The organism is Arthrobacter sp. TE12231 (genome assembly GCF_054062895.1).
On the sequence record NZ_JBSSFS010000001.1, the window covers coordinates 3,872,637 to 3,895,241 of the forward strand.

23 protein-coding genes and 3 tRNA genes are annotated in these 22,605 nt (G+C 69.1%); 6 read left to right on the top strand and 20 right to left on the bottom strand.

Annotated elements, in window-relative coordinates:
• The first annotated feature begins 11 nt into the window (after positions 1–11).
• A complete protein-coding gene (locus ACVWYS_RS17275) occupies positions 12–929 on the top strand; it encodes a hypothetical protein (protein WP_456507654.1) in 918 nt (305 codons plus the stop codon).
• A gap of 59 nt (positions 930–988) precedes the next feature.
• Here ACVWYS_RS17275 and ACVWYS_RS17280 read toward each other — a convergent pair whose 3' ends face one another.
• The 15 genes from ACVWYS_RS17280 to ACVWYS_RS17350 all read right to left on the bottom strand — a co-directional run bounded on the left by ACVWYS_RS17280 (position 989) and on the right by ACVWYS_RS17350 (position 10,366).
• On the bottom strand, positions 989–2,056 hold the full coding sequence (locus tag ACVWYS_RS17280) for a LacI family DNA-binding transcriptional regulator (RefSeq protein WP_116765572.1): 1,068 nt from the start codon (positions 2,054–2,056) through the stop codon (positions 989–991).
• Positions 2,057–2,160: 104 nt separating this feature from the next.
• Positions 2,161–2,415, bottom strand: coding sequence for a hypothetical protein (locus ACVWYS_RS17285; RefSeq protein ID WP_202615757.1), 255 nt, complete (start codon positions 2,413–2,415; stop codon positions 2,161–2,163).
• Positions 2,416–2,441: 26 nt separating this feature from the next.
• Positions 2,442–3,341 carry a carbohydrate ABC transporter permease gene (locus ACVWYS_RS17290; RefSeq protein WP_116765570.1) on the bottom strand — a complete coding sequence of 300 codons (900 nt, stop codon included), beginning with the start codon at positions 3,339–3,341 and terminating at the stop codon, positions 2,442–2,444.
• On the bottom strand, positions 3,338–4,375 hold the full coding sequence (locus ACVWYS_RS17295; protein ID WP_116765569.1) for a carbohydrate ABC transporter permease: 1,038 nt from the start codon (positions 4,373–4,375) through the stop codon (positions 3,338–3,340). Before ACVWYS_RS17295 ends, ACVWYS_RS17290 begins: the two co-directional genes overlap by 4 nt.
• Before the next feature lie 7 nt (positions 4,376–4,382).
• Positions 4,383–5,669, bottom strand: coding sequence for an ABC transporter substrate-binding protein (locus tag ACVWYS_RS17300; protein WP_116765568.1), 1,287 nt, complete (start codon positions 5,667–5,669; stop codon positions 4,383–4,385).
• A 237-nt stretch (positions 5,670–5,906) separates the two neighbouring features.
• Positions 5,907–6,518 (bottom strand): Asp23/Gls24 family envelope stress response protein, encoded by a 612-nt coding sequence (locus ACVWYS_RS17305; RefSeq protein WP_344361199.1) that lies wholly within the window; start codon positions 6,516–6,518, stop codon positions 5,907–5,909.
• Complete coding sequence (locus ACVWYS_RS17310; protein WP_237563280.1) at positions 6,515–7,102, bottom strand: DUF6286 domain-containing protein; 588 nt, start codon at positions 7,100–7,102, stop codon at positions 6,515–6,517. The genes ACVWYS_RS17305 and ACVWYS_RS17310 overlap by 4 nt, the downstream gene beginning before the upstream one ends.
• Positions 7,103–7,170: 68 nt before the next feature.
• The gene (locus tag ACVWYS_RS17315) at positions 7,171–7,554 is read right to left on the bottom strand and encodes a hypothetical protein (protein ID WP_116765565.1); all 384 of its coding nucleotides are present in this window, start codon (positions 7,552–7,554) and stop codon (positions 7,171–7,173) included.
• The gene (locus ACVWYS_RS17320; RefSeq protein ID WP_116765564.1) at positions 7,551–7,742 is read right to left on the bottom strand and encodes a hypothetical protein; all 192 of its coding nucleotides are present in this window, start codon (positions 7,740–7,742) and stop codon (positions 7,551–7,553) included. The genes ACVWYS_RS17315 and ACVWYS_RS17320 overlap by 4 nt, the downstream gene beginning before the upstream one ends.
• Positions 7,739–8,263, bottom strand: a complete 525-nt coding sequence (locus tag ACVWYS_RS17325) for an Asp23/Gls24 family envelope stress response protein (RefSeq protein ID WP_456510128.1) — start codon at positions 8,261–8,263, stop codon at positions 7,739–7,741. Before ACVWYS_RS17325 ends, ACVWYS_RS17320 begins: the two co-directional genes overlap by 4 nt.
• 149 nt (positions 8,264–8,412) lie before the next feature.
• Complete coding sequence (locus ACVWYS_RS17330) at positions 8,413–8,871, bottom strand: hypothetical protein (protein WP_456510129.1); 459 nt, start codon at positions 8,869–8,871, stop codon at positions 8,413–8,415.
• A gap of 283 nt (positions 8,872–9,154) precedes the next feature.
• Positions 9,155–9,230: transfer RNA gene (locus ACVWYS_RS17335), tRNA-Phe, on the bottom strand.
• 48 nt (positions 9,231–9,278) lie between these two features.
• Positions 9,279–9,352 (bottom strand) — tRNA-Asp (locus tag ACVWYS_RS17340).
• A 115-nt stretch (positions 9,353–9,467) separates the two neighbouring features.
• Positions 9,468–9,540 (bottom strand) — tRNA-Glu (locus ACVWYS_RS17345).
• Between the two features lie 223 nt (positions 9,541–9,763).
• Positions 9,764–10,366 carry a LysE/ArgO family amino acid transporter gene (locus ACVWYS_RS17350; RefSeq protein ID WP_456507657.1) on the bottom strand — a complete coding sequence of 201 codons (603 nt, stop codon included), beginning with the start codon at positions 10,364–10,366 and terminating at the stop codon, positions 9,764–9,766.
• A 68-nt stretch (positions 10,367–10,434) separates the two neighbouring features.
• Here ACVWYS_RS17350 and ACVWYS_RS17355 point away from each other — a divergent pair, with 68 nt between their 5' ends.
• From ACVWYS_RS17355 to ACVWYS_RS17375, 5 genes are all read left to right on the top strand, one after another.
• Positions 10,435–11,316 carry an ArgP/LysG family DNA-binding transcriptional regulator gene (locus ACVWYS_RS17355; RefSeq protein ID WP_456510130.1) on the top strand — a complete coding sequence of 294 codons (882 nt, stop codon included), beginning with the start codon at positions 10,435–10,437 and terminating at the stop codon, positions 11,314–11,316.
• A gap of 122 nt (positions 11,317–11,438) precedes the next feature.
• Positions 11,439–12,479, top strand: coding sequence for a DMT family transporter (locus tag ACVWYS_RS17360; protein ID WP_456510131.1), 1,041 nt, complete (start codon positions 11,439–11,441; stop codon positions 12,477–12,479).
• Between the two features lie 9 nt (positions 12,480–12,488).
• Entirely contained in the window at positions 12,489–12,932 is a 444-nt protein-coding gene (locus tag ACVWYS_RS17365) for a metallopeptidase family protein (RefSeq protein ID WP_456510132.1), read from the top strand.
• A 10-nt stretch (positions 12,933–12,942) separates the two neighbouring features.
• The gene (locus ACVWYS_RS17370; RefSeq protein WP_456510133.1) at positions 12,943–13,863 is read left to right on the top strand and encodes a cation diffusion facilitator family transporter; all 921 of its coding nucleotides are present in this window, start codon (positions 12,943–12,945) and stop codon (positions 13,861–13,863) included.
• Positions 13,864–14,202: 339 nt separating this feature from the next.
• On the top strand, positions 14,203–15,672 hold the full coding sequence (locus ACVWYS_RS17375; protein ID WP_456510134.1) for a C40 family peptidase: 1,470 nt from the start codon (positions 14,203–14,205) through the stop codon (positions 15,670–15,672).
• Between the two features lie 103 nt (positions 15,673–15,775).
• On the opposite strand, the gene ACVWYS_RS17380 is transcribed toward ACVWYS_RS17375, so the two are convergent.
• From ACVWYS_RS17380 to ACVWYS_RS17400, 5 genes are all read right to left on the bottom strand, one after another.
• A complete protein-coding gene (locus tag ACVWYS_RS17380; protein WP_456510301.1) occupies positions 15,776–16,609 on the bottom strand; it encodes an ABC transporter permease in 834 nt (277 codons plus the stop codon).
• A 103-nt stretch (positions 16,610–16,712) separates the two neighbouring features.
• Positions 16,713–17,765, bottom strand: coding sequence for an ABC transporter ATP-binding protein (locus ACVWYS_RS17385; protein WP_456510135.1), 1,053 nt, complete (start codon positions 17,763–17,765; stop codon positions 16,713–16,715).
• A 40-nt stretch (positions 17,766–17,805) separates the two neighbouring features.
• Complete coding sequence (locus ACVWYS_RS17390) at positions 17,806–18,882, bottom strand: LolA family protein (RefSeq protein ID WP_456510136.1); 1,077 nt, start codon at positions 18,880–18,882, stop codon at positions 17,806–17,808.
• Positions 18,883–18,993: 111 nt separating this feature from the next.
• Positions 18,994–19,815 carry a hypothetical protein gene (locus ACVWYS_RS17395; protein ID WP_456510137.1) on the bottom strand — a complete coding sequence of 274 codons (822 nt, stop codon included), beginning with the start codon at positions 19,813–19,815 and terminating at the stop codon, positions 18,994–18,996.
• 50 nt (positions 19,816–19,865) lie between these two features.
• Positions 19,866–22,604: a PEP/pyruvate-binding domain-containing protein gene (locus ACVWYS_RS17400; RefSeq protein ID WP_456510138.1), complete on the bottom strand. Its 2,739-nt coding sequence runs from the start codon at positions 22,602–22,604 to the stop codon at positions 19,866–19,868.
• Between the last annotated feature and the right edge of the window lies 1 nt (position 22,605).

A 22,605-nucleotide genomic window follows, 5' to 3' on the forward strand; every position in this document is an offset into this window, starting at 1 on the left:
GTCGTGATCCGATGACGGGGAACATCTACCGCGGACAGGCCGGACTGCCGTTCTCGTCCGCGCTCCGGATCTACGAGCCCCTCGAGGCATTCCCCGCGCAGCAGCAGGAAACCCTGCGGGCAGCCGGCGCCGGGCAGGGATCGCGCGCCGCCGTGGAGAACGCCGAGCTGATGGCGTCCCTGGGCCGGATCACCCGTCCCGACGGGGATCCGTTTCCCACCGGCCGGACCGACCTCGTGCGCGTTGTCCCGGCCCCGGCCAAGCAGGCCTCGGCCGGCGCAGCGCACGACGCCGCGGAGTCCGGCAGCGGCACGGCCACGGCGGACCAGGCCGACCGGCTGTTGTATTGCCCCAGCCAGCTGGTCCTGCGCGCGGGGCTGGCGGCCAATGCGCTGATGGAAGGCATCCACGGGCCCCTGGCCCAGCTCCTGATTCCGGAGGAGCAGCGGGACAAGCATCAGGAGCGCATTGATGAGGTGCGGGCCCACGATGGTGTGAGCCGGGTCCACACCCGGGCGTCCACGTGGGGTATCCCGTTCAGCTGGTTCTGCCTTTTCCAGGAATCGGACCCCACCGACGTCGTGGAGTCCGAGGGTCACATTGTCACGGTCCGTATCCGCGCCGGCATCGGCAAGGCGCTGGAGCGCGTGAGTTATGCGGTGGCGCATCTGGCCATGGCCGCGCCCGATCTCGACATGCTCGAGGACCTGACCCAGCTCACGGAGTGGCTTGAGCTATTCCACCCGGATTCCGTCGTGGAACTCGATTACGGCGCTGTGGCCGACAAGGTCTACCCGGACGATTCGCCGTTGGACGTGCGCCTGGGCATCGAGTGCCTGGCGGAAGGCGACATGACCGGGGCCGCCGCGGCCTACCGACGGCTGGCCTCGCGCTGGGTGCCGATCCGGCAACTGGCCCGCGCGTCCTAGATCCGAGGGACGGCCGCCGTGCCGGCCGGCGCTAGGCGGACAACACTAGGCAGACGGCGCTAGGCGGACGGCTCCGGCCGGCGGTGCGGCGGCGCCGTCGTCCTCCGCACGATCAGGCGGTGCGGCGCGACCGTGGACTGCACGGCCCCGGCGATTCCGTCGAGTTCGTCCAGCAGCATCTTGGTGGCGAGTTCGGCCTGTTCGTCCGGTTGCTGCCCCACCGTCGTGAGCCCCATGGCCTCGGCGAAGTCGTGGTCGTCGATGCCGATGACGGACAATTGCTCCGGCACCTTCACCCCGGCCTTGTTGGCCTCGAAGATGACGCCCATGGCCATCTCGTCCGAGGCGCAGAAGATTGCGGTGGGCTTGGGTCCGCTCCGGGCCCACAGGCGCCGGAACGCCTCCTGGCCGCTGCGAACGGTAAAGTCCCCCCACTCGTCCCATTCCGGCCGAACAGGCAGCCGCGCTTCGCGCATGACGTCCTGGAAGGCCTGGATCCGGACCCGGGGGACGTCGAAGTTGAGGTCGGTTTCGTCGTCGCCGTGCAGGAGCGCGATATCGGTGTGGCCGAGCCCGATCAGGTGCCGGACCGCGGTGGCCGCAGCGGCGTAGTCGTCGATGCCGATGTAGGGGCATTCCTCGACGTGCCCGCCCACGACCACGAGCGGGATATCGATCTTCTGCAGGTGCTCGATTTCCTCATGGGTGAGCGCCATACAGAGGACAAGCAGGGCGTCGATCTGTTTGTAGACCATGGTCTTGCTGAAGAGCCGCTCACGGTGGCTGCCGTGGCCGCCGAGGTTGAAGAGCGAGAGGTTGTACTGGCGGGCGTGCAGCTCGCGGTCTGCGCCCTCGATGGCCTTGGAGAAGAACCAGCGGCTGACGAACGGTGCCAGCACACCGATGGTCTTGGTCCGGCCTGTCGCCAGGCCGGACGCCGAGGACGAGGCAACATAGCCCAGGGATTCGGCGATGCCGAGGATCTTCTCCCGCGTCGCCGGGGAAACGCGGGGCAGTCCGCGGACGGCCCGGGAGACCGTAGCCGTGGAGACGCCGGCGGCGGCAGCGACGTCCTCGATGCTGACGCCGGAGTGGCCGCCGCGCTGCGCCCGTTCTACCCGTGCCACTTGTGTCCCCTTACTGACGGTCCGTGGATCCCTGACGGCTGTCCGCAGACGTGCTGCGCCCCGCCTCCCCCGCGGCAGTTGAATAAAAGTGCTGGCCTCGCGGCCTAGCCGCGCCTGCTGGCTGTCCGGCGCGGCAGGCGCCGGCGCAGCCGGATCATCCCGTAGAGGGCCAGCAGTGCGACGAGCAGGCCCAGGGCCCAGCCGAGGGCGTCCTGGGCGGTCACCTCCATCCAGACGGTGACTACCAGCAGAACCAGGGCCCAGAAGCCGAGGAACCCGATGATGATGTCGAAGTCCTCGCCGGAACGCACCTTTCGACGCGATGCCGGCACATGGCCCTGGTTCTGCTCGTCTGTCACGACGCCGCCCTCACTCGAGGCCATCCTCACTTGACGGCGCCGGCGGTCAGGCCGGCCACGATCTTGCGCTGGAACACCAGCACCAGGATGACCAAGGGGATGGTCACGATGGTGCCCGCCGCCATGATCGCGGTGTACGGGATCTGGTTGGGCTGGGCGCCGGCGAAGCTGGCGATGGCCACAGTAACGGGCTGCGTTGCGTCGCTCGAGAGCTGGCTGGCGATCAGGAATTCATTCCAAGAGGAGATGAACGCCAGGATGGCGGTCGTGAAGATCGCCGGCGCGGCCAGCGGCATGATGACCTTCCGGAAGGCCTGCCCCTGTGTGCAGCCGTCCACCCTCGCCGACTCCTCGAGCTCCCACGGCATCTCCCGGAAGAAGGACGTCATGGTGTAGACGGTCAGCGGCAGCACGAACGAGATGTTCGGGATGATCAGGGCCTGGTAGGTGCCCATCCAGCCGATGTTGGTGAAGAGCTGGAACAGCGGCGTGATGAGAGCGACGCCGGGGAACATGGAGGCCCCCAGGATGAAGCCCAGCACGAGGTACTTGAACTTGAAGTTCAGCCGTGCCAGCGCGTACGCGGCGAACACGCCGATCAGCAGCGACACCACGGTCACGACGGAACCGATGAACAAGCTGTTGAGCAGGGCTTGGCCGAAGTGGTTGCCGAACGAGGTGTCGAATGCGGTCTTGAAGTTGTCCAGCGTCACGTGGGTGGGCAGGATCGAGGTGTCGTAGGTGTAGCCGACGTCGCGGAACGCCGTCACTACCATCCAGTAAGCCGGGGCCAGGCACCAGATGAGGATCACAACCGCACTGATGTAGGTCCGTCCCTGGGCCCACTTCTCGCGGTTCTGCGCGGTCTTCCGGCCCCGGTCCTGCTCTGCGCGCAGCTCGGTTGCGGCGGTCGTCGCGGCGGTCATTTCTTCCCCTTACCTGCGCCGGTCTGCTGCTCCACCACGTTCGCCCCGAGGAAGCGTACAAAGATGAAGGCCACCAGAAAGATGATGATGAATGTGATGGTGGACAAAGCCGCCGCCGCGTTGAAGCCCTGCCTGATCTGGTTGATCACCAGGATGGACAGCGTGGTGGTGTTGTTGGCTCCGCCCGTCAGGATGTACGGGAGGTCGAACATGCGCAGCGCGTCCAGGGTGCGGAACAGGATAGCCACCATGAGCGCCGGCTTCACCAGCGGCAGGGTGATCATCCGGAAACGCTGCCAGGCGGAGGCGCCGTCGACCTTGGCCGCCTCGTACACTTCCGCGGGAATCATCTGCAGGCCGGCCAGAATCAGCAGCGCCATGAAGGGAGTGGTTTTCCAGACGTCGGCGATGATCACGGCCCACCTCGCCGGCCATTCGCTGCCGGTCCACAGGATGGACGTGTTGAAGAGTTTGTTGCCGATGCCTTCGAAGGCGAAGATGAACAGCCACAGCTTGGCCGTAACGGCGGTGGGGATGGCCCACGGCACCAGGACGGCTGCGCGGACCAGGCTGCGGCCACGGAAGGCCCGTGCCATGATGACGGCCATCCAGAAGCCGAGCACGGTCTCGAGTGCCACCGTGACGATGGTGAAGAAGAACGTGGTGGCGGTGGCGGACCAGAACTGCGCACCTAGGGTTCCCGGCGGGCAGTCGACGGTTCCGCCGGACGGAGCCGGGCACTGCTGGAAAATCCAGTTGTAGTAATTCGAGAAGCCGGCCGGGCCACCCTCTACGAAGAGACCCGTGGCGGGGTCCAGACCAGCGTCCTTCTGGAAAGACATCACAATGGCGGTGATGATCGGGTACACGATCACCACTGACAATGCGAGGATGGTCGGCGCCAGGAGCCAGGCGGCCCAGCGCCCCTGCGTCGCGATGCGGTTGTCCTCTCCCACACCCTTGGGTGCGTGGTGGATCGGAGCACCGCCCGACGCCGGTGCCTTGACCGACGTCGGGCCTACTTCAGTTGCCATGATGAACCTACTGTCCCGCGCTAGCGGACTCGATGGACTTCTGCATGTCGGACAGGGCAGCGTCTACGGTCTTCTCGCCCTTGATGGCCGAGTAGGCGTTTTCCTGGATGGCCTTGGTGACGGCCGGGTAGAACGGGGTGACCGGGCGCGGCACGGCGTTCTCGATCGAGGTCTTCAGGACCGGAAGGTACGGCAGCTTGGCGACGAGGTCCTTGTCTTCATAGAGCGCGCCGAGAACCGGGGCGAGCGAACCCTGCGTGGCGAAGAACTTCTGCGTCTCTTCCGTGGTGAGGAACTTCAGGAAGTCCAGCGCCGTGGCCTTGTTCTTCGAGTAGACGCTGATCGCGGCGCTGTGGCCGCCGAGGGACGAGGCGCCCGGACCGTCCTTGCCCGGGAGTGCGGTCATGCCCAGGACGTCCTTGACCTTGGATGAACCTTCCGTGGTGGCCAGGTTGTACACGTAGGGCCAGTTGCGCAGGAACAGCAGCTTGCCGTCCTGGAACGCCTGGCGGCTCTCTTCCTCCTGGAAGGTGATGGCTTCCTTCGGGATGCTGCCGTCGGCGTAGGCCTTGGCCAGGTTGGCCATGCCTGCCTTTGCCTCAGGGGTGAGCAGGCTGGGCTTGCCGTCCGCGTCCAGCACGGCCCCGCCGGCGGAGTTGATCGCCTCGGAGGCGTTGACGGTCAGCCCCTCGTACTTCTTGAACTGGCCCGAGTAGCAGCCCATGTTGTTGGCCTTGGCGATGGAGCACATGCTCATCATCTCGTCCCAGGTCTTCGGGGGCGTGGGAACCAGGTCCTTGCGGTAGTACAGGATGCCGCCGTCGGAAGATTCCGGTGCCGCGTACAGCGTGTTCTTGTAGGACGCGGCGACGACGGTCGGCTTCAGCATGGCCGAGGTATCCAGCGCCATCTTGTCCTTGAGCGGCTGCAGCCAGCCCTTTGCCGCGAATTCGGCGGTCCAGACGACGTCGACGCTGGCAACGTCATAGCCGGCGTCCTTGGCCTGGAAGTGCTGGACGAGGTCGTCGTGCTGCTGGTCCGCCTGGTCGGTCTGCTCCTTGAAGGTGACCTTCTCATTCGGGTGGGCGGCGTTCCACTTTTCGATCAGCGGCCGGACCACGTTGCTGTTGTCCTTGCCCTGGACATACGTGATGGGACCGCGCCCGTCCAGGCCCTGCGAGGCAGCGTCGCTGCCGCCACTGGAACTGCCGCCGCCTCCGCCGCCACAGGCCGAAAGGGTCAGTGCCAAAACGCCTGCTGTGGCGACGGGAAGTAGGAAATTGCGGGTTTTCATACTGGAGTGCTCCTCGCTGAGTACCGGTAAAAACGGCCGTGCAGTTGGTGTGTCGACCATCACAGTAATCAACAGTCTGCGGGGAATGCAAGCGTTTACATGAAACCTTAATACAAAGGAGACTTAGTAGTTCCGCTGGGGCCCCCGGCCCTGGGGGCGGCCAACCCGCCGGTTCGGCCGCCCCGCACGCCCGGTTCAAGCGCCTACCGGGTACGTTGCGTCCGCCTCACGGCGGTTTTATCGGACGCGCTCGGCCCGGCCAAACCGCGACCGCGTCCCGGAGCCGATATGGATCAGGACCGGGGTGCGCTTGCCGATGACGGCGTCGAGCGCTTCCACGAGTGCGGAGACTTCGGCGGCGAGCGCGTGCGGCGCGACGCCCTGGCGCGGCTCAACCCGGATCTTCAGGGCAGGTTCCCCCCGGATCTCGTAGGCGGCGACGGTGACTCCCGCCAGGTCGGGCCGGTCCGCGAGGGCCGCGCGGAGCGCCTGTTCCGCCACTCCGCCGCTGATCCCGACATTGCCCGGGACGCCGCCCGGGTCCTCCTCGGCCGCGATCAGGCTGGTCCGGCCTTTGCCCTGCTGGGCGACCCAGGCGACCATCAGGGCCAGCACCAATACGAGCGCACCGCAGATGGCAAACCACAGCCAGCTCCCCTGGTGGCGGGGGAACTGCGTCCGTTCGAACAGGTCGAGCCAGTATTTCAAGACGCCGCCCGCCCACTCGTGCCACCAGACGCCGACGGCGGGGACGCTCGCGAGCAGCATCAGCAGGACGCCGATGGCGAGCAGCTTGATGCCGAGGATGCCGATCAGGATGCGGTTCAGGACTCTGGGAGTGTTGTTCATGCCCCCACCACCCCTGACGTGGCCACATGGATCCGAACTTCCGGAGTGGGCGAGGGGCCCATGTCCTGCAGCTCCCGCCGCACGGCCTCAAGGACGGCGTCGGGGCGCAGCGGCACACCTGAGGTGGGCCGGACGTTAACCTCTACCCGGTTCCGCGAGACGATCACCATCACCTGGCCCTGTGTCACGTTGGCGGCCAGCCGCGCCCGGCGTGCCAGGGCCGCCGCGATCACTTCATCGTCGACTACGACGCCGGCCCGGCGGTCCGCGAGAAGGTGCCGCGCACGGCGTCCCGGCAGGACGGCATTGAGGAAGAAGAACAGGCCCGCCATGGCCACCACGGCGCCGGAGACGCCGAGCAGGAGCGGCGGAATCCCGGCCGGGAGGGCGACGGCACGCTCGGCCGCGGTCTGCGGATCTATGAGCCACGGCGGTTGCCCGAAGGCACGGACCGCCGTTTCAAGCAGCGCGTACCCGCACACCACAATAACCAGGGCGGCCGCCATCACGGAGACAACGGCACGCGATGAGTGGGTCTCCCGTTTGAGGATCCGTGCCATGCCGGCCGCACCGGAGCCTGGCATTCCGCTCTCCGTCACCGCGCCGGCGCCGTAAGGGCCCGAGCCGACAGTGGCATCCCGGGTATCCTGGCTCAACGCACCCGCCCTCCCCCGTGTACGGTGGCCCCACTGATGCGGATGTCTACCCGACTCAGCTGTGCCCCGGTCAACGCGGTGACCCGGTGCAGGATTTCGGCCTTGGCGGCGACGGCTCGGTCCCAGATGGCGCCGCCGAACCCGGCCACGCGCGCGGGGTCCCGGAGAACCGTGGTGAGGGGCGGGATCCCGATCGGCGTGACCAGCGAGAGCGCCAGCAGCCCGTCATCATCCGACCACTCGGCACGCACGCCCTGGGCCGGTACGCCGAGCGCCTCACCCGCGGCCGCCCGCGCCACGCTCGTCAGGGCCTGGGTGCTGATGCGGTTGTGCCCGGCCACCGCGGCGCCGCGGATCGGCGCCCCAGCCGTGATGCTCATGAGGAAGAACGCCGGCCCGTGAGGGCATCAAACACGCTGCGCAGGTCCAGTTTCCCCGCTGCGGCCCGGCCCAGCAGCGCGCCGATACCCATGAAGAAGAGAGCGCCAAGGAAGCCCCAGGCTCCGAACTGGAAGGACATGAAGGCCACGAAGGCGCCCATGGCGATTCCCACAACCGTCAGATTCACTGGATTGCCTCCCTTACCGGCCGGACCTCGCCGGCGACGGCCGGTTTGGCCGGACCGGGCACATAAACGTCGTTGATCTCGATGTTTACCTCGATCACTTCAAGCCCCACCAGTTCCTCCACGGCGGAGTAGACGGCCGCCCGGATCTGGTCGGCGAGAGCCTGCAGGGGGGTGCCGTAGACCGCGACGAGGTCGATGTCCACGGCGACCTGCGTTTCGCCGACTTCGACGCGGACCCCCGCGCCGTGATCGGCGCTGCCGACGGCGTCGCGAATGGCACCGAGGGCCCGCGACGGTCCGGATCCCAGTGAGTAGACACCGGGTACCGCGCGGGCGGCGATGCCAGCGACCTTGGCGACGGCGGCTTCGGAAATGACCGTGCGTCCGGTGCCCGCCAGCGCGGGCCCGTCCACAGGACTGGCTACTTGACTGGGCGCTTGGCTGGGCGCCGGGCCGGGCGCCGGGCCGGGCGCCCGGCCGGCCATGGGACCCGCCACCGGCTGAGAATCTTGGTATTCCATGGAGCACTCCCCCTTCTCTTTGACACAACCCTAGTCCCTGCCTTGGGCCGTGCGGGGGAATCTTGCCGCGCCCGGTTACCCCGGCCGCCGCGAGGGCCGGAACTGGGAGGTGCGTGGCGACCGCGGCGGCAACGGCGGATCCGGTGGGCCTACTTACAGTTGGTGGCGATCCACTGGGTCACGGGCGCCATGGCGGCCTGGAGCTTTCCGCTGGAGAACACCGTCTGGTCGGTGACACCGGCGATTGCCACGTCCTTGAGGTTGGCGAAATCGGCCTTAAGGCTGTCCGGAACGCGCTCGGCGGTCTCGGCCAGCTCCGCCGTGGACTGTTGCAGCTCCGCCGTCTTGCCCTGGGCGGCCGACAGCGGCAGGAGGGTGGCGCCGGTGGCCTGCTCCGAAATCTTCGTGCACGCCTCGGCGGCGCTGGCGAAACCGCCGAAGGGTCCGGACGTCGCGGTGGGGCTTGGCGTGGCGGACGCGGGCGCCGGGGCCGTGTCTGTGGCGGACGACGGAGCGCTTGCGGATTGCGGTGCCGAGCAGCCGGTGAGGGCCAGAGCGGCGAGGAGGGCGGTTGCGGCGAGAGGACGGGCGATATTCTTCGAAGTCACGTTGCAGAATCACTTTTCGGTTGAGATTGCGCCGCCGGCCCGGACAGGGCTGCCGGCGGCCTTGGTGTTCTTTCCCCAGCGTGCGAGTCTAGCCCGCCCGCCTGAACGGCCCGCAAACGGGCTCCCGCCGTCGGCCTCCCGCCGGCCCATGCGCCGATTGCTCCATAACGGCCCTTTTGACCCCCCAGAAGGGCCGTTATGGAGCAATCGCTAACCCATCGACGAGGGTGAGATGGGGTTAAAGAAGAAAAGCACCAGTTCTAAAAGAACTGATGCTTCCCAGTGGTGGCTCCGACCGGCGTCGATCCGGTGACCTTTCGATTTTCAGTCGAACGCTCTACCAACTGAGCTACAGAGCCTAGGTGACATGTCACCTTGACGGCCGGAATTTCTTCTGGCAATCAGAGCGACCCTGACGGGACTTGAACCCGCGACCTCCGCCGTGACAGGGCGGCGCGCTAACCAACTGCGCTACAGGGCCTTGCTTGTTTACTGCTTGTACTGCGTGTTTCTTGCTCACTGCGGTATCGCTACCGCAATTTTTCAAGGCCTTTAGCCTACCAGACTTTTTCATCCGGTTTGACCACTTCCTTGCGTACCCCCAACGGGATTCGAACCCGTGCCGCCGCCGTGAAAGGGCGGTGTCCTAGGCCGCTAGACGATGGGGGCCAGGACGCCATCCGGTTGAACACTTCTGGGCAAAAATTAAGGGCCGAAGCCTTTCGTTTTTGTCCTTTCGGGTTCCTCCGAACTGGACTATAAAACTATAAGGGCAGACCCCCGGTTTATCCAAAATCGGCCAGGAACAGCCATCGCCGGGGGCCGCGCCGCCCGCCCGTCCGCCTTGGAACGCCTGGCGGGAAAGCCCGCCCGGTCACGCGCGCGGGCCGGCTCAGCTCAGCAGGAGCACCGCGAGGGTGATCATCACGACGGCGATCCCCGCGTCGAGCACCCGCCACGCCGCCCGCCGCCGGAACACGGGCGCCAGGAACCGGGCCCCCGCGCCCAGTGCAGTGAACCATGCGATGCTCCCGAGTCCGGCCCCGGCAGCGAACCACCAGCGCCCGGACTCGCCGTGAGCCGCGGCGAGGGACCCGAGCAGCAACACGGTGTCCAGGTAGACGTGCGGGTTCAGCCACGTGAAGGCCAGGCAGGTGCCCAGTACGGCTCCCCGGGCGCCGCCCGGCCTGTCTCCGGAGTAGTCCATCTGTTCGCCCCGGACCGCACGCCGGGCCGCGAGCGCCCCGTAGGCGAAAAGAAACGCTGCGCCCGCCCAGCGGATCACCACGAGGGCGGCGGGCGCCCGGTCCAGGAGGACGCCGATGCCCGCCACGCCCAGCAGGATCAGGACCAGATCCGACGCTGCGCAGACTGCCACGACCATGGCGACGTGCGAGCGCTGGATGCCCTGGCGGAGGACAAAGGCGTTCTGCGCGCCGATGGCAACGATGAGGGACAGTCCGGCGGAGAGGCCGGAGAACAGAGGAAGGATCACCGTTCCACGGTAGGTGTCCGGCTCGGATGAAACCAGTTAAAGTTTCTTCCCGAACATAAGATGATCTAATGATCGACATTTCCCCTGAACAGGCCCGGACGCTGGCCGCCATTGTCACTCACGGAAGTTTCGACGCCGCGGCCGCCCACTTGTCCGTGACGCCCTCGGCCGTCAGCCAGCGTATCCGCGCCCTCGAGACGGCCGTCGGCAGGCCGGTCCTGACCCGGGCCCGGCCGGCCGGTCTCACGGAGTCCGGCCAGGCTGTGGTGCGGTTCGCGAGGCAGCTTGAGCTGCTGTCGGCCGACCTTGCCGAGGAGCTGCAGCCCGAGGAATTCTCGGGGCGGACGCGCCTGACGCTGGTGATCAACAGCGATTCCTTGCACACCTGGGCGCTGGCCGGTCTCGCGGCGGCCAGCGACAACATCCAGCTGGAGATCGTGCGCGAGGACCAGGAGCACTCGCTGGATCTCCTGCGCGCCGGCGCCGCGGCTGCCGCGATCACGGCTACGGCGACGCCCGTGCCCGGGTGCTCGTCCCGCAAGCTCGGCATCATGCGCTACCTGCCCGTATGCGCGCCGGACTTCAGCCGCCGCTGGTTCGATTCCGGCGTGAGCGCGGCGGCCCTGGCCAAGGCCCCCGTCCTGGTTTACGACCGCAAAGATGATCTGCAGGACCGCTGGCTGCGTCGGTTCAGCCGCACACCGCCCCAGGCACCACGGCACTACGTACCGGCCGCCCAGGAGTTTGGCGATGCCATCCGTTGGGGCATGGGCTGGGGGATGATGCCGGAGATCGAAATCGGCGAAGACCTCCGGAACGGAACGCTCGAGACGCTCACTCCCGGCGCGCATGTGGACGTCGCCCTCTACTGGCAGCAATGGCGGCGCGGCTCGGCGGCGCTGACGGAGGTCGCGGGCGCGGTCCAGGCGGCGGCCCGCGTCCTCCGCTGAAGCCGCCTGCCGTCCCAAGCCATGTACCTTGGCGGCACTTTGGCAGAAGTTTGGCGGAAAACCGTCTAGACGTGACCGATTTCCGCCAGCTGAGGCCGGGGGCGAGAGGCTAGATTTGCAGCATGGCAACAACCGCCGAAACAGGCTCTCCCAGTCCGGACCACACCCAGCCGGCCGGCACGCACGACGTGCCCAACCAGGCGGTCACCCCCGCCCCCGTCCGGGCGGTCGCCTCCGCCACCGTCCAGCCGAAGGGCCCGACCGGCACCCGCCGCCCCGGAACCCCCGGCCAGCCGGCCCCGATCAGCAGGCTCGGCATCGCCGCCGTCGTCGTCACCGTGGTGCTGTGGGCTTCCGCTTTCGTGGGCATCCGGGCCGTGGGCCCGAGCTTCTCCCCCGGCCCCCTGACGCTCGGGCGGCTGGCCGTCGCCGCCGTCGTACTGGGCCTCCTGGTGGTGCCGAAGCTCAGGGGACTGCCCCGGGGCCGCGAATGGTGGCCCATCCTGGCCTACGGCGTCATGTGGTTCGGAGGCTACAACGTGGCGCTCAACGCCGCCGAGCACATGCTCGACGCCGGCACGGCCGCCCTGCTGATCAACGTCAACCCCATCCTGGTCGCCGTGATGGCCGGTGTGATCCTGAAAGAGGGCTTCCCGCGCTGGCTGATCATCGGCAGCCTGATCGCTTTCGGCGGCGTGGCCGTGATCGCCCTCGGTTCCGGCCAGCGGTCGACGGCGGACGTGGCCGGCGTGCTGCTCTGCCTGCTCGCGGCCGCGCTGGCCGCAGTAAGCGTGATCGTGCAAAAACCGGTGCTCCGGAAGTTCCCGGCCGCCCAGGCCACGTGGTTCGGCATTATGGTCGGCGCCATCTGCTGCCTGCCCTTCAGCGGCCAGCTGATCAGTGAACTGCAGGCCGCTTCCCTGCCGGCCACGCTGGGACTGGTGTACCTGGGCATCTTCCCCACCGCGATCGCCTTCACCACGTGGGCCTACGCGCTGTCCCTGATTGACGCCGGACGCCTCGCCGCCACCACCTATCTGGTCCCGGGCACCACGATCCTGATCTCCTGGCTGGTACTGGGCGAGATTCCGACCATCTGGGGCCTGGTGGGCGGCGTGATCTGCCTCGTGGGCGTGGGGCTGACGCGGCGCCGGTCCCGCTAGAGTTTCCCCATGACCCCGTCCCTGCCGCCCGGCCTGCCGATCATTCCAAACAGCGGGGACGACGGTGACGGTCCGGAAGGCGGCCCGTTCCCGATGTCCGAGGACGACTTCGAGGCCGCCGTGAGCGACGCCCTGGACCGGATCCCGCCCGAACTGGCACATACCATGAGCAATGTCGCGATCTTCATCGAGGACGACTACACCCCGCAGCCCGGCGAGGACCCGGACACCGTGCTGCTGGGCCTCTACGAGGGGGTTCCCCTGACCGAGCGGGACTCCTGGTGGGACGCAGGCTCACTGCCGGACCGGATCACGATCTACCGCCAGCCCATCCTGGAGATCTGCGCATCCCGGGAGGACGTGATCGAGGAAGTCACCGTGACAGTCGTGCATGAGATCGCGCACCACTTCGGCATCAGCGACGAACGCCTGCACGAGCTCGGCTGGGGCTAGCCTTAGAGGCATGGGACACGACCACAGCCACTCGCACGGCATCACCGCCACCGGGAAACATCGGAAGCGCCTGATCGCCGTCCTGGCCATCACGCTCGCTGTGGTGCTCGTGCAAACCATTGGCGCCGTCATCTCGGGCTCCCTGGCGCTGCTCGCCGACGCCGGCCACATGCTCTCCGACGCCGCCGGCGTCTTCATCGCCCTGCTGGCCGCATGGATCGCCACCCGGCCCGCCAGCGACCTTCGCACTTACGGATACCAGCGCGCCGAGGTCTTGGCCGCACTGGCAAACGCCCTGGTCCTGATCGTCATCTCGGTGGTGATCTTCACCGAAGCGATCCGCCGGCTCGGCTCGGCCCCGGAGGTCCACACCGACGTCATGCTGTCCGCTGCGATCCTCGGCGCCGTCGCCAACCTGGTTTCCCTGCTGATCCTGCGCGGCGCCCAGAAGGAGAGCCTCAACGTCCGCGGCGCCTACCTGGAGGTCCTGGGCGATCTGCTGGGATCCTTTGCCGTCATCGCGGCGGCGCTGGTCATCATGATCACCGGATACCAGGCAGCAGACACCATCGCCTCGATCCTCATTGCCCTCATGATCCTGCCGCGGGCCTGGCACCTGCTGCGCGACGTCGTGGACGTGCTCCTCGAGGCCACCCCCAAGGGCGTAGACGTCCGCATGATCCGCGAGCACATCCTCTCGGTGGACGGCGTGGTCTCCGTCCACGACATCCACATCTGGACCATCACCTCGGGCGTCCCCGTGTTCTCCGCGCACGTGGTGGTGGAGGACGCCGCGCTCGGCGCCCGTGGCGCCGACCGGGTCTTGGACAAGCTCACCGCCTGCCTGGGCTCCCACTTCGACACGGAACACTGCACCTTCCAGCTGGAACCCGCCACCCATTCGGAGCACGAAGCGCACCAGCACGCCTGAGCGACGGGAGCGCGTTAACCCGGGGCAGGCCGCCGTCGCCGCTGGTGTTCAGGCCGCTGGTCCGGCCGCTGCCCCGGGCGCCGTTTGCTGCATGCGTTCCTCCCTGCGCTGCCCCGGGCCCGGCTGACGCGCCGCCGATAACCTGTCCCCGGCCGGACACACCCCGCGCAAACGTGGCTAAATGACACCAATGTTGTTTATGTTGTTGGTGTGACTCGTGTTGCCAAAGTGGTCTTTGGCACGTAGCCTCATGCCTGCTGGGTGATCCGCAGAGGGGCTTCTTCACGTGCCAAATCCAACCTCGCTCATTCCAGCCTGAGACTTCAGCGAGGTTTGCCCATGAGCTGGACCGGATCCGGTCGCAAGACGGCTGTGCTGTGCACCGCCGTCGTCCTCCTTGGAACGCTCGCGCTCCCGGCGCAGGCCTCTGCACTGACTCTTGGGCAGGCACGCGGATCCCTGCCGGCCACCGGCCGGGTTCCGGCGTCGCCGGAGATCCCCTCGCCGGAAGAGATTGCCGCCGCCAAGTCCAGTGAAAGCGCGACGGCGGCGGAGGTCACCAGGATCGACGGGCTCCTGGCCGATGCCTCGGCCGCCCAGGAAACCAGCCTGGGCGCATCCCTGCAAGCGAACAACGCCTACGGCGAGGCCCTCGTGGAGCTCGCCACCCGGCGTGACGCGGCAACTGTCGCAGCAGCCAGGGCTGCCGCCGCCGAGGCCGAACAGGCCAAGACCCGCAAGCAGGTCGGCCAGCTGGCCGGCGATTTGTACCGCAACGGCGGCCTGAATCCGGCCCTTAGCAGCTTTGTCAGCGGCACCGGGCAGGCGCTCGAAGATGCCGCCACCCTGGAGGCCGTGACGGCCGGACGCGCCCGGGCCTTCCAGTCCGCGGAAACCGCGGCCGCCGCCGCGCAGTCGTTGACGGAGGCCGCGGCAGATGCCAACCGCGCCGCCGACGAGGCGGCCACGACGGCGGAAGCCCGCAAGAGCGACGCCGACCGCGCGACGGCTGCTCAGCGCCAGGCCGTGGCAGATGCCAAAGCCCAGCGGTCCGCCCTGGTGGATCAGCTGGCAAGCCTCAGGAACACCACCGCGGCGCTGGAGTCGGCCCGGGTGGACGCCCTCGACCGGCAGCGCCAGCAGGAACGGCTGGCGGCCCTGACCGCCGCTGCCGGCTCCGCCCCGCAGCCGGGCACCGGCTCCCAGCCTGCTTCAGGTTCCCAGCCGGCCCCGGCATCACCGGGAGGAGGCGGTTCGGCCGCCCCGCAGCCGGCCGCGCCGGCCCCCGCCCCGGTCGAGGTGCCGCCCGCTGCCGCCCCGGAGCCCGCTCCTGCTCCTGCTCCTGCTCCGGAGCCCGTTCAGGCACCGGCACCGGTACCCGTACCGGTTCCTGTGCCCGTCCCGGCACCGGTCCCGGTTCCCGCGCCGATTGCGGGCGGGTCAAACCAGACGGCCATTTCGGTGGCGCTTGGCAAGACCGGATCGCCGTACTTCTACCAGTACGGCGGAACCGGGGCCTACGGGTTTGACTGCTCGGGCCTGGTGCAGAATGCATTCGCCGCGGCCGGCAAGTACCTGCCGCGCACGGCCTCCCAGCAGTTCGCGCAGGCCCCTGTTCACGTACCGCTCTCCCAGGCCCGTCCCGGCGACTTGCTCGTCTGGGGTTCACCTCCGGGGTTCTACCATGTGGCCATCTACCTCGGCGGCGGCCGCGTGGTCCAGGCGCTCAATCCCGACGCCGGCATCACCGTCACCGATGTGGCCGCCATGTCCGGGATGCAGCTCTATGGCTACGCGGCCCGCTACTGAGAGCCGCTACTAGGTCCCGCTAGCCGGGTCCTTCGGTTGGTCCCGCTCGTGGGGCCACGCCCCTGGGCGCCGGGTTTTGAGACGCGAGGGCCTGGTCCCGGAGCTAGGAGAGCACGTCCTTGGTGATGAAACGGCCGTAGGCCAGCGCACCGAAGACGGCGACGTAGCCGGCCTGCAGGACGGCGTTGGCGGCGAAGGAGTCCCAGGAGAGCGGCTGGCGGAGGAGATCGCCAAAGTCCAGCCAGTAGTGGCTGAACAACCAGGGATGCAACCACTCAAGTTGCGGCAGCGCGTCCAGGACCTGCGCAACGACCGAGAGCACCACGGTGGCCGCCATGGCCCCGACCGGAACGTCCGTCAGGGTGGAGATGAAGAGTCCGATCGCGGACAAGCCCAGCAGCGAAACCGCCAGATAGGCGGCGATCAGCAGCAGCCGGACCATGGCCTCGCCGGTACCGATCGTGTCGCCGGAGAGCAGGGTCACGGGTCCCACGGGGAAGAGCGCCGCGCCGATGCCTGCTCCGCCCAGTGCCACGACGAGCGGGGCAACGACCACGAACAGTGCCGCGCCGGCATATTTGATGAGCAACAGGCGGACCCGCCCGGCCGGAGCCACCAGCAGATACCTGAGGGTTCCCTGCCCGGCCTCGCCGGCGATCGTGTCTCCGGCCACCACGCCGACAGTCAGCGGCAGGAACAGCGGAACGGAGACCACCATCGCCGTGACGCCTACGAACAGGCCGTTCTGGGTGATCCTGTCCAGGAAGGCGGGCCCCCGGCCGGCCGGCACGGCCGAGGAGACCCGCACGGCCACGGCAATCAGGATGGGGATGGCCGCCAGCGCGCACAGCATGGCCCACGTCCTGCGGCGGCGGAACAGCAAGCCGAGTTCAGAGGCCAGCAGGCCCCCGGTCACGGACCGGCGTCGGCCCGGCAGGCTCGCCGCCGTAACGTCGGTGGCGGCGTCACCGGCCGCTCCGCTGGGGGCGCCGGCCGGGCTGCCTGATGGAGCCCCCGACGGGCCGCCCGCGGATGAGCCGTTACTGGACAACGTCGAACCCCTCCCCCGTCAACGCCACGAAGCGGTCCTCCAGGCTGACCTGTTCGGTCGCGAAGCCGCGGACCCGGACCCCCGCTGCCACGAGGGCGGCCACCACGGCTTCGGGTTCCACGGCTTGCGGCCCCGCGTCCCCGGCCCCTGCCGTTTCCCGGGCCGCCGGGGCCGGCGCTGCCGCCGGTGCAGGCAGCGGCGCGAAAAGGACCGCGTCGGGCCCCGCGGAAGCGGCGCCGTCGGGACTCACCGTGGCGGTCAGTCCCAGCCCGGCGAGCACGTGTGCCGCGGTGCCGGGGTCCGGCGTCAGCACGCGGATCCGCGCCTGGCCGGCCCGGCGCAGCTCTGCCAGGGTTCCCTGCGCCACTAGGCGTCCCGCGCTCATGATGGCCGCATGTGTGCAGATCTGTTCCACTTCGGCGAGCAGGTGGCTGGAGACGAACACCGTGGCGCCGTCGGCCGCGAGCGAACGCACCAGGCTGCGCACTTCCCGGGTGCCCTGGGGATCCAGTCCGTTGGTGGGTTCGTCCAGCACGAGAAGGTCCCGCGGCGCCAGCAGGGCGTTGGCGATCCCCAGCCGCTGCTTCATGCCCAGTGAATAGGCGCGGACCTTCTTGTCCGCGGCGTGCGTCAGGCCCACCCGGTCCAGGGCCGACTGGACCCGGGCCCGCCGCGTGGCGGCCACCCCGTAGGGATCCGCGGCGTCCATGCGGTGCAGGTTGGCGGCGCCGGAGAGGAAGGGGTAGAAGGCTGGCCCCTCGACCAGGGCGCCGACCCGGGGCAGAACGTCATTGAGTTTCCCGGGCATCTCTTCGCCCAGGACGCGCATGGAGCCGCCGGTGGCCGAGGCCAAGCCCAGCAGGAGCCTGATGGTGGTGGTCTTCCCCGAGCCGTTCGGGCCCAGGAAGCCGAAGACGGCGCCTTTCGGCACGGCGAGATCGACATCGTCGACTGCCAGTTGATGGCCGAACCGCTTGGTCAGGCCCCTGGTCTCAATGCTCAGCTCGGTGCGCAGCTCGGCCGCCGGCCCGGCGGCGCTCACGCGGCCGTCACCGGCAGGTCCCCGGAAACCGGGCCGGTATTCACTTCTGCGCGGCAGCGGCCTGGAGCCGCTCCACAGGCACCGAGCCGGCAAAGATCCGCCCGTCGTCGAGCATCAGGACGTTCACCAGCGCGGTGGACAGGAGCCGGCCGCCCTGGACCGGGACGGTGAGCTGTTGGAGCGGTGCCGCCGCGTCCGACGTCGGCTTCTGCGTTCCCGCCGGGAACTCAACCACCGCGTCCCAGCCGGACCCCGTGACGGCCGGCTTGCGTGCGCTGTCCTTGGCCGGGGGCGTCCCCTTTTCGGAGTCAGTGCCGTGCTTGTGTTCCGGGACCGGGATCTCCTTGACCGTGGCGCCCGGCGGCGGGCTGAACGCGAAGACGGACGCGTCGGGGGCCGCAAGGGTCAGGCTCGTGTAGGCGACGCGGAAGGCGGGATCCGCCTGTCCGCGGGCTTTGACCTCAACGCCCAGCGGCAGGCCGGTCTGGCCGTCCACGGCAACTGCGATGGACGAGACCAGGGTCGCGTCGGACTTCGGCGTGAGCACCAGGTTGTATGCGGGCCGGCCTGCCACCTGGACGTCGGCGCCCACCGTGACGTCAGTGCTGGGGTCGATCTTGGCCAAGAACATTGCGGCGAGCTGGTCCGGGGTGGCCGTGGCGTCCTTGCCGCTGTTGTGGGCGCGGCCGGCGTCGGCCGGGAGCTGGACGTGGGAGGCCGTGTTGTCCTTGGAGTTGTAGAACCACACGTCGTTGCCGTTGCGGACGGCGTTCCGTTCGGCCAACTGGTCCATCACCTGGATGCGGGCGTGGTCCGGGCCGTCGCGATAGACGCGCGCGGTGTGCGGCCCGGTCAGCAGTTCGAGCCAGGCGGTGCTTGAAGAATCCGTGCCGGGACCGGTCTTGGGGAGTTCGGGAAGGCCCAGCTCCGAGGACTGTTCCAGGGTTCCGGAGAGGGCGGGCCCGCTGTGCTGGGCGATCAGCTGCAGCACCTGTTCGGGCGTCTTGGGCGGCAGCGGGTCCCCGGCGCTGGCGGGCAGGGATCCGGCCAGCGCACCGGCGGCGATGACGGCGGGAACTGCCACGGCGGGCAGCCACCGCAGCCACTTGCGAGTCATCGTGACCGCGCCCCAAGAAGAAGTGATTCACAATTCCGCGTCTGAAGAACGCGTGCTCCAGCAGTGCAGCTCATACATCAACAGTACGCCTGGCCCCGGCCGCGCGGTGTCCTACTTCAGCACGTTGATGGTCAGCTCGACGGCGCCGAGCAGGAACGCGAGCACCGAGGTGCCAAGACCGGCGACGAGCAGCAGCCCGGGATGGGCGAGGCCCACCACCACCCGCTTCAGCCGCGGCCTGTCGCGAAGGAACTTCTTGGGCACGGTGCCGGATCCCGGGGCTTGTTTCCAGCCCCGGAGCCGCCGCAGGAACCAGGCACAGCGGATGATGAAGGCCAGCCACAGTACCGAGACCACCAGCGGGATCGCGGCCAGCAGGAGGTTGAAGCCCACCGCGGTGACCTCGCGTTCGGACGCGCCGACGAGCGACTGAAGGGTCGTTGAGATCGAGGCGCTCATGACCACGGACACGCCCCACACGAGGAACGCGGCAATCAAGGCGAGGAAGCGGACAAAGAAGTGGCCCAGCACGGAGTCCCGGCGCGGCTTCAGGTACCGGCGCGGGGTCGCGTGCAGCAAGGCGATGCTGGCCAGCAGGGTCGGCAGCGCGGCCATGCCCACCAGCACATACCAGGACCAGCCGGCCAGGTCCAGGAACTCGTCGGCCACGATCAGGGCCGCCCAGAACCCGGCCCACGCCCAGCCGGCCGTCAGCGGATGCTCCACGAGCCACGCCGGCAGCCATGCATCGCCGTCCAGGGACCGGAGCCGGCCGGGATCTTCCGGGGCGCGCGCCTCCGGCCCGGGGGTTTCGGGCGCAGGGGTTTCGGGCGCAGGGGTTTCGGGCGGTGCGGTCTCGGCTACCGGGGCGCCCGTGCCGGGCATCCCGCTTGCCCCGGGATGCTGGCCCTCCGAACCGCGTGCTTCGCTCATGGCCCCACTGTAGCGAGCAGCGCTACTGTGACGGCGTTACGGTGCCAGCGTCACTGTGACGGAGTCACCGTGCCGGCGGCGCCGTCGACAGTGATGTCGTCGCCCGTGGCGATCCGAGATGTCGCGTCGGGTACACCCACCACCGCAGGGATGCCATATTCCCGCGCGACGACAGCGCCGTGGGAGTTGGGGCCGCCCATTTCCATCACGAGGCCGCCGGCTGTCAGGAACAGCGGCGTCCAGCCGGGATCCGTGGACGGCGCCACGAGGATCTCGCCCGGTTCCAGATGCGCGCCCTGCGGGTCCAAGATCACGCGGGCCCGGGCGCTGACAGTCCCGGCCGAGGCAGGCGTCCCGGAGAGCACCCCCGCCGATCGGTCCGCGTCCCCCGCCCCCCGGCCGCCGGCGTCGGACTGCACGGCTTCGGGCTCGGTGCCATCGGAAAGCAGCACGCGCGGAATGTGCCGCCGGCCCAATTCGGCCACGTACGCCTCCCGGCGCTGCTGCACGATCCCGCGCAGCGCGGCGCCGCCCAGGCCCGCGTGCGCCTCGCCCAGGTCGAGGAAGAAGATATCGTCCGCCGCGTCGATGGTCCCCGCTGCGGCGAGTTCGGCCCCCACCGCCGCGAGTTGTTGCCGGACAGCGCCGAGCGCCTCCACAAGGTGGTACTTGGGCAGTTCACGCAACCCGGCGAACATCCGGGTCCGTCTCAGCGCGGCCCGGACAAGCGCTCCACGCAAGCGGCTGCGCTGCTTCGCCGCAGCCACAAGCCGCTCCACCTGCGCGTCCGCCTCCCGCGCCGCCTTCTCGAATTGCCGGTCCGGGGCGAGGGTCGGGTCGTCCACGCGCAGATAGTTGGCCAGGACGCCGAGGATGTGGGTCGGGTCGTCAGACCAGCGGGGCATGCCGAGGTCGATTTCCGCCACGGCCCGGTGGCCGTACCGGCTCAGGAAGCCGGAGAGCCCGGACTGCACAACGCCGGGAAGCTCCCCTGTCCGGTAGCGCCGTGCCAGCTCGGGCAGTGCGGTCCCACCGAACACCTCCGCCGCTGCGGGGTCCTTCCGGATGGCGGCAGCCAGCGCCCACAGGTCGAGGTCCATTTCGGTGGTCACATTGTTGGGCAGGCCCCGCAGGACGTCCTGCAGTGCCCCGTTCCCCGGGCTTCCCGCGAGTTTCCCGGCCGCGGCCAGCAGCGCGAACCCGAGCGCGGGCAGAGGCATGAGGGCGGGAACCACCGGAAAGACGCTTCGGCCGAGGATCCGCTCAACGTGGTCCAGTCGCTGCGCGGCCGTGGCGGCGGCGGGCACTGTGAGGGCAGCCCTGAGCTGTTCGCCCACACGGTCGGCCCGGCGCAGCGCGTCTTCGGGCCGGAGCAGGCCGCGGACCAGGGTCTCCGGGACTCTCGCCCGCGCCGCTACCGGGGCGACGCGGCGCAGGAGCCGCCACTGCGAGCTCGTGACGACGGAGAACCTGGGATCGGCGAAGAGCTGGCGCAGCACCACCGCCGACCGCGCCTCCATGATGTCGAAGACCCGGGGGACGAACGCGCGCCCGGCCTTGCTCCGGACCACGGGAGTGAGGTCGAAGAAGATGCGTTGTCCGGCCTCCGCGTACGGCGAGGGCCCGTCCCGGGGCACCGGCACCGGGAAATGCGCCGCCTCCGCCACGGAGGATGCAATCAGCCGGATGCCGGCGAGGCCCATCGGCGTCAGCGGCCGGGTCAGGCCCTGGGCCAGGCTAAAGCACAGATAGACGCGGGGCCCCGGCCCGGTCGGCGGCTTGTCCGGCATCGGATAGAGCGTGGTGATGGGCCTGGACTGGGTCAGCCACACGGCACCGTCGCGGCCGATGGCCCATTCGAGGTCCTGCGGCGAGCCGAAATGCACCTCGGCACGGCGGCCCAGGAGTTCCAGCGCGGCCAGCTGGGCATCGTTCAGGCTTGGCCCGGACCCGGCTCCGGGCTGGGCCACCCGCTCGGTTCCGCCGCCGGGGAGGGGCCGGATGAGCAGTCCTTTGTCCCCGATCCGCCGCTCCAGGATCGTTCCCGTGGCACCGTCGATCACGAAGTGGTCCGGGTTGACGGCCCCGGACACCACGGCCTCCCCCAGCCCCGGGCTGGCGTCGATGACCGCCTCGTGCCGTCGCCCGGTGACCGGGTTGGCCGAGAAGAGCACCCCCGCCACGGCCGCGTCCACCATGCGCTGGACCACCACCGCGAGGGACACAGCGGACGGGCTGATTCCCTGCACCGCCCGGTACGTCACCGCGCGGTCGGTCCACAGCGAGGCCCAGCACTGCCGGACGGCGGACAGCACGGAATCCGCGCCGACCACATTCAGGAACGTGTCCTGCTGGCCGGCGAAACTGGCAAAGGGCAGGTCCTCGGCGGTCGCGGAGGACCGCACCGCGACCGCCGTATCGTCGCCCAGCGCCGCATAGGCGGCCCGCACGGCGGCATCGATGCCGGCCGGGACGGCGGCGTCGAGCACTAGTGCCCGGGCCTTTGCGGCGAGCAACGCCAGTCCGGCCAGATCATCGGGGGCGGTTGCGGCGATGGCATGGTGCACGTCCGCCAGCGCCGCGGAGGCCGTGGCGTCCAGATAGGCCCGGGTTGTCAGGCAGAAGCCGGCGGGAACGGGCAAGCCTGCCCGGGCCAGCTCGCCCAGGTTGGCCGCCTTGCCGCCGGCCTCGGCCAGCATGTCCTGGCCAAGACGTTCCAAGGCCAGGACCGGCGCGTCCTGGGCCTTGATCGCGTCTCCGGACGGGTCCGGCCTCCGGGGGTGCTCCATG